Annotated in this window: 9 protein-coding genes; 5 read left to right on the forward strand and 4 right to left on the reverse strand. The window is 60.7% G+C overall.

All coding sequences use genetic code 11. The annotated features are described in order from the left end of the window. Window positions 1-82: 82 nt before the first annotated feature. The 4 genes from QMX91_RS25195 to QMX91_RS25210 form a co-directional block, all read right to left on the reverse strand. Window positions 83-931: a cache domain-containing protein gene (locus QMX91_RS25195; protein ID WP_007964035.1), complete on the reverse strand. Its 849-nt coding sequence runs from the start codon at window positions 929-931 to the stop codon at window positions 83-85. Window positions 932-1,161: 230 nt separating this feature from the next. Next, window positions 1,162-2,016 carry an ATPase gene (locus QMX91_RS25200; protein WP_027612480.1) on the reverse strand — a complete coding sequence of 285 codons (855 nt, stop codon included), beginning with the start codon at window positions 2,014-2,016 and terminating at the stop codon, window positions 1,162-1,164. A gap of 116 nt (window positions 2,017-2,132) precedes the next feature. Further along, window positions 2,133-3,125 carry an NAD-dependent epimerase/dehydratase family protein gene (locus tag QMX91_RS25205; RefSeq protein WP_282413542.1) on the reverse strand — a complete coding sequence of 331 codons (993 nt, stop codon included), beginning with the start codon at window positions 3,123-3,125 and terminating at the stop codon, window positions 2,133-2,135. A 53-nt stretch (window positions 3,126-3,178) separates the two neighbouring features. Continuing rightward, complete coding sequence (locus tag QMX91_RS25210) at window positions 3,179-4,072, reverse strand: LysR family transcriptional regulator ArgP (protein ID WP_095136979.1); 894 nt, start codon at window positions 4,070-4,072, stop codon at window positions 3,179-3,181. A 96-nt stretch (window positions 4,073-4,168) separates the two neighbouring features. Here QMX91_RS25210 and QMX91_RS25215 point away from each other — a divergent pair, with 96 nt between their 5' ends. The 5 genes from QMX91_RS25215 (at window position 4,169) to QMX91_RS25235 (ending at window position 9,806) form a co-directional block, all read left to right on the forward strand. Then, on the forward strand, window positions 4,169-4,570 hold the full coding sequence (locus QMX91_RS25215) for an ACT domain-containing protein (RefSeq protein ID WP_027612477.1): 402 nt from the start codon (window positions 4,169-4,171) through the stop codon (window positions 4,568-4,570). Between the two features lie 5 nt (window positions 4,571-4,575). Continuing rightward, window positions 4,576-5,178 (forward strand): LysE/ArgO family amino acid transporter, encoded by a 603-nt coding sequence (locus tag QMX91_RS25220; RefSeq protein ID WP_282413543.1) that lies wholly within the window; start codon window positions 4,576-4,578, stop codon window positions 5,176-5,178. A gap of 176 nt (window positions 5,179-5,354) precedes the next feature. Then, on the forward strand, window positions 5,355-5,951 hold the full coding sequence (locus QMX91_RS25225; protein WP_003227660.1) for a Fe-Mn family superoxide dismutase: 597 nt from the start codon (window positions 5,355-5,357) through the stop codon (window positions 5,949-5,951). Window positions 5,952-6,271: 320 nt separating this feature from the next. Beyond that, window positions 6,272-8,323, forward strand: coding sequence for a bifunctional diguanylate cyclase/phosphodiesterase (locus QMX91_RS25230; RefSeq protein WP_096795124.1), 2,052 nt, complete (start codon window positions 6,272-6,274; stop codon window positions 8,321-8,323). A gap of 139 nt (window positions 8,324-8,462) precedes the next feature. Then, a complete protein-coding gene (locus QMX91_RS25235; RefSeq protein ID WP_098965338.1) occupies window positions 8,463-9,806 on the forward strand; it encodes an imelysin family protein in 1,344 nt (447 codons plus the stop codon). Window positions 9,807-9,944: the final 138 nt, after the last annotated feature.

The following is a 9,944-nucleotide window of genomic DNA, read 5'->3' on the forward strand; positions in this document are numbered from 1 at the left end:
CGATGAGGGTGTGTCAGTCGACATCACTGTTGAATGACACACCTTCATCGCGAGCAGGCTCACTCCTACAAAGGCAGTTCACTCAGGGGCTGTAGTAACCCACCGCCACCAGAAAATGTCCGACCTTCTTCAGGTAGGCATGCTTGTCCTCGACCTTGCCGGTCACCGGGTTTTTCCAGCGGTATTCGTATTCGCCGTCATCCTGCTTGGCGATCAGCGCCAGAATCGGCTCGCCCACCGGTTTGCCTTCCGGGTCCTTGATCTTGCTGAAATCGGTGTTGATCAAGCGCAGGTTGGTGCCGTGGGCAACGTAGCGTTGGGTGTCCAGATCGACCACGAACACATACAGGTCATCCTGCAGATAACCGCCCTTGAGCGAGTTGATGGCCGTCAGGGTGCCCTTCTCGTTTTTCCCCAGATCGGTAGCAGCCTTGTCGAGAAGTGCCTTGGCCTGCTCGGCTGAAGCACGCGGCAGGTAATAACCGACGGCCAGAATCCGCTGACCGATGCGCTGGTAATACACATGTTTGCGCTCGACCTTGCCGTCGGCCCAGTTCTGCCAGCGGTATTCGGCCTGTTGAATGCCGTTGCCTTCCGGCACTAGCAAGGCGTCCTTGAAGGCTTTCTGCAAATCCGGCGCAAGCACTTCGCTGACGTCACGGCCGATCAAGGCTGAGGACGGCCCGCCGCTGGCGAGCATCACACCTTTGGTGTCGACCACGAACACGTAGCGATCCTTGTCGACGAACTCGCCCTGACGGCTGAACGCGGCGAAGGCCTTGTCGCCATTGTCGTGGTAATAGGCCAGCGCCTTTTCCAGCAAAGCAATGGCAGCCTTGCTGTCGTCCTTTTGTGTAGTGGCGGCGTTGACCTGCCCTGCCCCCACAAAAAGCATCACCCCGAGCCACGCCACTTTATGCAAAAACCCCATAACGCATCCCTCGTTCTTGTTGGTGTTTCAAGAGCGTAGACGGCTTGGGGTCGGACGGAGCGCCGAATCCTGTAGCGAGGGGATTTATCCCCGATGGGCTGCGCAGCAGCCCTGATGGAGAGAACACATATTTTCTGACACACCGAGCTGATGGTTTGGGAGCTGCTGCGCAGCCCCATCGGGGATGAATCCCCTCACCACAAAGGTCCCTGGCTACAGTTCATCAGGCCCTATGGCCGGGCATTGATCTGCTGCTGCAGGTTCTGGATCTGCGCCTGCAGGGTGTTGAGGTTGCGGGTCATCTGCCCGCGGAATGCGTCGAACTCGGCGGTATTGCCGCCACCCTGCGCAGCGGCCGGACGGTTGTCCTGCTCACTCTTGAGAACGACGATTTCCTGCTCCAGACGCTCGATCGCCGCGCTCGGATTGCCTTGCTTTTTCAGCGCGGTGATATCAGCGCCGAGGCTTTTCAGCTGCGCGTCATAACTCTTGAGCTGCGCATCGACCTTGCCGGTGTCGGCCGGGGCGCTTTTCAGGGTCGCCAGTTCGGCGCTCAAGGCTTTGACCTGAGCCTGCAACTGGCTATTGGCGTTCTGTTGTTCGGTGGTCTGCGCGGTCATCTGCGCCAGACGCTTGTCCAGATCACTGGTCTGACCGACCACGCCTTGCTGCTGTTTGCTCTGATCCAGCAACTGGGTTTCCAGCTGTTTGATCTGCAACTTCAAGGCTTCGCTGTCACTGTTGACGTTGCTCTGGCTGGCGACGACCTTGCCGGAAATGTCCTGCAGGCGCCCCGCCGCTTCCTCGCTGATGCGCGCAAAGCTTTCCTGGGTCGCGACCAATTGCTGCTCCATCAGCGAAATCTGCTGGAAGCTCCACCAGGCCAGACCGATGAAGGCAAAGAACAACGCGCCGACCAGTGCCCACAGCGGCCCGGTACTCGCAGCCTTGACCTTGACCACCGGCGGCGTGCGCGAGTGCACCGAGGTGCGAGCGGAGGGCGGAATGTCATCGTCGTCAAAGGTGTCGGCCCGCAGGCTCGGTACATCGTCGAAATCGTCGTTGGCATCGTTACGCATGGACATTGAGGCAACCTTTGTGGAACGCGGTGATGGCTAAATGCTGCGAAGTATAACCGCCGCAGCCGCAGGGATTGACCCTCAAGCGGCAGTGCGGTTCATTGCCGGCCGGGCGACTTGTATCAACGGATGTCCTGAGCTTTCCACCAGCCACAGAACTCGTCGAGGGCCGACCACAGGCTGACTTTCGGATCGTAGTCCAGATAATGCTGGGCGCGGCTGATGTCGAGGGTGAAATTTTTCTTCATGACTTGCATGCCCAATCGCGACAGGGTCGGCTCCGGGCGTCCCGGCCAGAGTTTGCACACGCCTTCGTTGAGCGCAGCAACGCTGTAGGCCAGACCGTACGAACGGTATTTGCTGACCTGCGGCACTTCCATCTTGCGCATCACGTAATTGACCACATCCCACAGCGGCACCGGCGCGCCATTGCTGATGTTGTAGGCCTTGCCCAACGCGGAACCGGCCGCCAGCAGGCTGCTGAGCAGCGCTTCGTTGAGGTTCTGCACGCTGGTGAAATCGACCTTGTTCAGGCCGTCGCCGATGATCGCCAGACGCCCCTTGCGCTGCATGTTCAGCAGGCGCGGGAAGATGCTCATGTCGCCGGCGCCAGTGACGAAACGCGGGCGCAGGGCGATGGTTTCCAGACCGAATTCCTGCGCGCCAAAGACCTTTTGCTCGGCCAGGTATTTGGTCGCCGCGTAGTGATGTTTAAAGCGCTTGGGCACTTGCTCTTCGGTCAGGCCGAGGTGATCGCGGCCATCGAAATAGATCGACGGCGACGACAGATGCACCAGCCGCCGCACGCGCTGCTTGAGGCAGGCTTCGACGACGTTTTCGGTGACCTGCACGTTGCCCTGATGAAAGTCCTGATAGCGCCCCCACAAGCCGACGGCGCCGGCGCAGTGCACCACGGCTTCGACGTCGGCGCAGAGGTCGCGCACCAGATCCGCATCGGTGAGATCGCCCGGGACGAACTCGGCGCCACGGCGCACCAGATGCTCGACGCTCTCGGCCCGGCGACCGTTGACCCGCACGTCCAGGCCCTGCTCCAAAGCGAAACGCGCAAAGCGTCCGCCAATGAAGCCGCTTGCGCCGGTGACCAGAATTTTCATGTAACGCTCCGATGTCTTTCGTTTACCTGATACGTCTGTCTTGACGCTGACCATCAGCCCAAGGGCACCAGCCAGCGCGGTGAAGAACGTAGCAATTGCTCGGTCAGCAAGGCCAGCAGCTGACCGCCATTGCGCCAATGATGCCAGTACAACGGCACATCGATCGGTTTATCTGGCAACAGTTCGCGCAATACGCCGCGTTGCAGCTGATCACGCACTTGCAGTTCCGGCACCAGGCCCCAACCAAACCCGGCTTCGGTCAGACGCACAAAACCTTCGGAGGACGGGCACAAATGATGCTCGAAACCACCATCGACACCGAGCGATGCGAGGTAGCGATGCTGGAGAAAATCGTCCGGGCCGAACACCAGCGCCGGGGTGCGCGGCAACTGCTCGGCGCGCACCCCGTCGGGGAAATGCCGCTCGATAAACGCCGGACTGGCCAGCGCCCGATAGCGCATCGCCCCGAGCAACACGCTACGCGCACCGGCCACCGGGCGCTCGCTGGCACAGACACACGCCGCCACTTCCCCGGCACGCATGCGCTTGAGGCCGACGGTCTGATCTTCCACCACCAGATCCAGCAATAAATGCTGCTCGGCGCAGAAATCGCCCACGGCTTCGGCCCACCAGGTGGCGAGGCTGTCGGCGTTGATGGCGATGCGCAAACGCTCCGGCAGGCCTTCTTCGTCGAGCGCCGGCACCAGGGTCTGCAAGTCACGTTCGAGCAGGCGCACCTGCTGCACATGGTTGAGCAGCCGCCGGCCAATTTCCGTCGGCGATGGCGGCGTGCCGCGTACCAGCACCGGTTGGCCGACCCGCGCTTCCAGCAATTTGATCCGCTGGGAAATCGCCGATTGCGACAAGCCCAGCACCTGCGCGGCGCGCTCGAATCCAGCCTGCTCGACCACGGCGGCCAGCGCGGAAAGCAATTTGTAGTCGAACATCAGTTTTCCTAATGAGCGATCAGCACTATTGGTTTTTCTTATACCGCTTTCGACCGGAGAATAGCCAGCAAGCACTCTTTATCAAGGAACACAGCAATGGCTGGCGAAACCTCACTCACAACTCTGCTGCGCAGCATGAGCCCGCAGCTCAACGCCGGCGAATATGTGTTTTGCACCCTGCGTGACGGCCAGTTGCCGAGCGGTGTGGAGATTGTCGGCAGCTTCCGCGAGCAGGAAGGCCTGACCGTGATTCTGGAGCGCTCCCAGGCCGAACGTGCCGGGTTCGCTTTTGATTATGTGGCGGCGTGGATCACCCTCAATGTGCATTCGGCGCTCGAAGCCGTTGGCCTCACCGCCGCGTTCGCCAGCGCGCTGGGCAAGGCCGGAATCAGTTGCAACGTGATCGCCGGTTATTACCACGACCATTTGTTTGTCGGTCAGGCCGACGCCGAGCGCGCCATGCACGTGCTGCGCGATCTCGCAGCCAACGCGGAGTAACTCTTATGTGGCAAAGCTATGTGAACGGCCTGCTGGTGGCCTTGGGGCTGATCATGGCGATCGGTACGCAGAACGCTTTTGTCCTGGCGCAGAGCCTGCGCCGTGAACATCACCTGCCGGTGGCGGCGTTGTGTGTGGCGTGCGATGCGCTGCTGGTGGCGGCCGGGGTGTTTGGTCTGGCGACCGTGTTGGCGCAGAACCCGACATTGCTCGCGGTGGCACGCTGGGGCGGCGCAATTTTTCTGATCTGGTACGGCAGCCAGGCGCTGCGCCGGGCGTTCTCGAAACAGAGTCTGGATCAGGGTGAAAACCACACCGTACGCTCGTTGCGCGCGGTGATGCTCAGCGCGCTGGCAGTGACACTGCTCAACCCGCACGTTTATCTGGACACGGTGTTGCTGGTCGGCTCGCTGGGGGCGCAGCAGTCGGTGCCGGGCGCTTATGTCGTGGGCGCCGCGAGCGCGTCGCTGCTGTGGTTTTTCACCCTCGCCCTCGGTGCCGCATGGCTCGCGCCGTGGCTGGCTCGGCCGAGTACCTGGCGAATTCTCGATCTTCTGGTGGCAGTGATGATGTTCACGGTGGCAGGGCAATTGATATTGGCGCAGTGATTTATTCCAAACGGCTCTGGAACCTCTATCCCACACAGTTGTTGCGTGGTTAAGCCTTGACCCCGGTGCTATGATCCGAACCCTGCGCCGCAAAGAGTAAAAACTCGTCGGTGCATTTCTGGCCGCCCGTGATCGGCCTTGCGCTCACCGCAACAGACCTGATTAGGAGAATCATCATGGCTTTCGAATTGCCGCCGCTGCCTTACGCACACGATGCCCTGCAGCCGCACATTTCCAAGGAAACCCTGGAATTTCACCACGACAAGCACCACAACACCTATGTCGTGAACCTGAACAACCTGGTGCCAGGCACCGAGTTCGAAGGCAAGACCCTGGAAGAGATCGTCAAGACTTCCTCGGGCGGCATCTTCAACAACGCCGCTCAGGTCTGGAACCACACTTTCTACTGGAACTGCCTGGCGCCAAACGCCGGCGGTCAACCAACCGGCGCGCTGGCTGAAGCCATCAACGCGGCTTTCGGTTCGTTCGACAAGTTCAAGGAAGAGTTCAGCAAAACCTCGATCGGCACCTTCGGTTCCGGCTGGGGCTGGCTGGTGAAAAAGGCTGACGGTTCCCTGGCCCTGGCCAGCACCATCGGCGCCGGCAACCCGCTGACCAGCGGCGACACCCCGCTACTGACCTGCGACGTCTGGGAACACGCTTACTACATCGACTACCGCAACCTGCGTCCGAAGTACGTTGAGGCGTTCTGGAACCTGGTCAACTGGAAGTTCGTCGCTGAGCAGTTCGAAGGCAAAACCTTCACCGCTTAAGCTGCGCGCCAGACAAAAAACCCGGCTACGGCCGGGTTTTTTTATGCCTGCTTTTTTTCACGATGAACGATGGCTCCGGCCGCTTGCCGGTGCAGCACAGCGGGCTACCATCAAATCAGCGAAAATTTGTTCCAGACTGCTCAAGTTGAGGGCCGAAACTACCGACACAGTACAAATAGAGCTGAGACTCCAGACAGCAGCATTTCGGCCAAGGCCACGGGCAAATGTTCCGGGGCTTGATTGTCCCTTTGACTGCCAACACGGGATTGCCAATACTCATGGCAACTTGACGCTACCCGCACGGAACAAGGAATAACCCTTTGAAGCTGGAACTCAAGAACAGCTTGTCGGTGAAGTTGCTCCGGGTCGTGCTCCTTTCGGCATTGATCGTCGGCGTGGTCTTGAGCTGCGCCCAGATTGTTTTCGATGCCTATAAAACCCGCCAGGCGGTGGCCGGCGACGCTCAGCGCATCCTCGACATGTTCCGTGATCCCTCGACTCAGGCGGTCTACAGCCTGGACCGGGAAATGGGCATGCAGGTGATCGAAGGCCTGTTCCAGGACGACGCCGTGCGCCAGGCTTCCATCGGCCATCCCAACGAGGCGATGCTCGCGCAGAAGTCCCGTGAATTGCAGCACTCCAACAGCCGTTGGCTGACTGATCTGATACTCGGTCAGGAACGCACCTTCACCACTCAATTGGTCGGTCGCGGTCCCTACAGCGAGTATTACGGCGACCTGAGCATCACCCTCGACACCGCCACCTATGGCGAGAGTTTCATCGTCAGTTCGGTGATTATTTTCATTTCCGGCGTGTTGCGCGCCCTGGCCATGGGCCTGGTGTTGTATCTGGTTTATCACTGGCTGCTGACCAAGCCGCTGTCGCGGATCATCGAGCACCTGACCGAAATCAATCCCGATCGCCCCAGCGAGCACAAGATTCCACAGCTCAAGGGTCACGAAAAAAATGAACTCGGCATCTGGATCAACACCGCCAACCAGTTGCTCGAATCGATAGAACGCAACACCCATCTGCGCCACGAAGCGGAAAACAGCCTGCTGCGCATGGCCCAGTACGACTTCCTCACCGGCCTGCCGAACCGCCAGCAATTGCAGCAGCAACTGGACAAGATTCTGGTCGACGCCGGCAAGCTGCAACGCCGGGTCGCGGTGTTGTGTGTGGGGCTGGATGATTTCAAAGGAATCAACGAGCAGTTCAGCTACCAGACCGGCGACCAGTTGCTGCTGGCGCTGGCCGACCGCCTGCGCGCCCACAGCGGTCGCCTCGGCGCCCTCGCCCGTCTGGGTGGCGACCAGTTCGCGCTGGTGCAGGCCGATATCGAACAACCTTATGAAGCGGCAGAGCTGGCGCAGAGCATCCTCGATGATCTGGAAGCGGCGTTCGCCCTCGACCATCAGGAAATCCGCCTGCGCGCGACCATCGGCATCACCCTGTTCCCCGAGGATGGCGACAGCACCGAGAAGCTGTTGCAGAAGGCCGAGCAGACCATGACGCTGGCCAAGACCCGCTCGCGCAATCGCTATCAGTTCTACATCGCCAGCGTAGACAGCGAGATGCGCCGCCGTCGCGAACTGGAAAAAGACCTGCGCGACGCACTGATTCGCGACCAGTTCTACCTCGTCTATCAGCCGCAGATCAGCTACCGCGATCACCGCGTGGTCGGGGTCGAAGCGCTGATTCGCTGGCAGCATCCGGAACACGGTCTGGTGCCGCCGGACCTGTTCATTCCGCTGGCCGAACAGAACGGCACGATCATCGCCATCGGCGAGTGGGTGCTGGATCAGGCCTGCAAGCAATTGCGCGAATGGCACGATCAGGGCTTTGTCGATCTGCGCATGGCGGTCAACCTGTCCACCGTGCAACTGCACCACGCCGAGTTGCCGCGAGTGGTCAACAACCTGCTGCAGATCTACCGCCTGCCGCCGCGCAGCCTGGAGCTGGAAGTCACCGAAACCGGCCTGATGGAAGACATCAGCACCGCCGCCCAACACCTGCTGAGCCTGCGCCGCTCCGGGGCGCTGATCGCCATCGACGACTTCGGCACCGGCTACTCATCGCTGAGTTATCTGAAAAGCCTGCCGCTGGACAAGATCAAGATCGACAAGAGCTTCGTCCAGGATCTGCTGGATGACGACGATGATGCGACCATCGTTCGCGCGATCATCCAGCTGGGCAAGAGCCTGGGCATGCAGGTGATCGCCGAAGGCGTGGAAACCGCCGAGCAAGAGTCCTACATCATCTCCGAAGGCTGTCACGAAGGTCAGGGCTACCACTACAGCAAGCCGCTGCCTGCCCGGGAGCTGACGGCCTACCTCAAACAGGCGCAGCGTAGCAACGCGGCGATCCTTTGATGCCGCGCATAACAACCGGCTAAATAAGAAATATTTCCAGCCACAGCCCTTTACACATAATGCGAAAGATTTGCATTATGTCGCAGCTTTGCGCACCCCCGCGCCCTGTCCATTCCATTACCGAAGCAGGATGTTCGCCATGATTCGTATGCCTCTGGCTACCGCCAGTCTGCTGGCCATCGCTATTTCCCTCGCCGGTTGCGGCGAAGGCAAAGACAAGGCTGCCGCCCCGGCCGCGCCGACGCCGGCCGCCAGCACCGCCGCCGCTCCAGCACCTGCCGCTGCCGGTAAAGTCGATGAAGCCGCCGCCAAGGCTGTGGTCGCGCACTACGCCGACATGGTCTTCGCCGTCTACAGCGATGCCGAATCCACTGCGAAAACCCTGCAAACGGCGGTCGACGCGTTCCTCGCCAAACCGAACGCCGACACCCTGAAAGCCGCCAAGGCTGCCTGGGTCGCTGCGCGCGTGCCTTACCTGCAGAGCGAAGTGTTTCGCTTCGGCAACACCATCATCGACGACTGGGAAGGTCAGGTGAACGCCTGGCCGCTGGACGAAGGCCTGATCGACTACGTCGACAAATCCTACGAGCACGCGCTGGGCAACCCGGGCGCCACCGCCAACATCATCGCCAACACTGAAGTGCAGGTCGGCGAAGACAAGGTCGATGTGAAAGACATCACCCCGGAAAAACTCGCCAGCCTCAACGAGCTGGGCGGTTCCGAAGCCAACGTCGCCACCGGCTACCACGCCATCGAATTCCTGCTCTGGGGCCAGGACCTGAACGGCACCGGCCCGGGCGCCGGCAACCGTCCGGCGTCGGACTACCTGGAAGGCGCTGGCGCCACCGGCGGTCACAATGATCGTCGCCGTGCCTACCTGAAAGCCGTGACCCAACTGCTGGTCAGCGACCTGGAAGAAATGGTCGGCAACTGGAAGCCGAACGTGGCTGACAACTACCGCGCTACCCTGGAAGCCGAGCCGGCTGAAAGCGGCCTGCGCAAAATGCTGTTCGGCATGGGCAGCCTGTCCCTGGGCGAACTGGCGGGCGAGCGCATGAAGGTTTCCCTGGAAGCCAACTCCCCGGAAGACGAACAGGATTGCTTCAGCGACAACACCCACAACTCGCACTTCTACGATGCCAAAGGCATTCGTAACGTGTACCTGGGCGAATACACCCGCACCGATGGCACCAAAATGACCGGTGCCAGCCTGTCGTCGCTGGTGGCCAAGGCCGACGCGGCTGCCGACACCGCGCTGAAAGCCGATCTGGCCGCTACCGAAGCGAAAATCCAGGTCATGGTCGATCACGCCAACAAGGGTGAGCACTACGACCAGTTGATCGCTGCGGGCAACACCGCCGGCAACCAGATCGTGCGTGACGCCATCGCCGCACTGGTCAAGCAGACCGGTTCGATCGAAGCCGCTGCCGGCAAGCTGGGCATCAGCGACCTGAACCCGGACAACGCTGATCACGAGTTCTGATCAACGCTGGCTGCACAAGAAGGCGACCTCCGGGTCGCCTTTTTCATGCCTGCCGTACACAAAACCCTGTGGGAGCGGGCTTGCTCGCGAAAGCGCTGGGTCAGACACAGATGAATTGACTGACACACCGCTTTCGCG

Origin of the sequence: Pseudomonas sp. PS01299, assembly GCF_029960145.1 — a bacterium.
Lineage (GTDB): Bacteria > Pseudomonadota > Gammaproteobacteria > Pseudomonadales > Pseudomonadaceae > Aquipseudomonas > Aquipseudomonas putida_A.

Coding starts and splice junctions, on each gene's coding strand:
- QMX91_RS25195 (WP_007964035.1), bottom strand. CDS start 931: ATGGGGTTTTTGCATAAAGTGGCGTGGCTCGGGGTGATGCTTTTTGTG.
- QMX91_RS25200 (WP_027612480.1), bottom strand. CDS start 2,016: ATGTCCATGCGTAACGATGCCAACGACGATTTCGACGATGTACCGAGC.
- QMX91_RS25205 (WP_282413542.1), bottom strand. CDS start 3,125: ATGAAAATTCTGGTCACCGGCGCAAGCGGCTTCATTGGCGGACGCTTT.
- QMX91_RS25210 (WP_095136979.1), bottom strand. CDS start 4,072: ATGTTCGACTACAAATTGCTTTCCGCGCTGGCCGCCGTGGTCGAGCAG.
- QMX91_RS25215 (WP_027612477.1), top strand. CDS start 4,169: ATGGCTGGCGAAACCTCACTCACAACTCTGCTGCGCAGCATGAGCCCG.
- QMX91_RS25220 (WP_282413543.1), top strand. CDS start 4,576: ATGTGGCAAAGCTATGTGAACGGCCTGCTGGTGGCCTTGGGGCTGATC.
- QMX91_RS25225 (WP_003227660.1), top strand. CDS start 5,355: ATGGCTTTCGAATTGCCGCCGCTGCCTTACGCACACGATGCCCTGCAG.
- QMX91_RS25235 (WP_098965338.1), top strand. CDS start 8,463: ATGATTCGTATGCCTCTGGCTACCGCCAGTCTGCTGGCCATCGCTATT.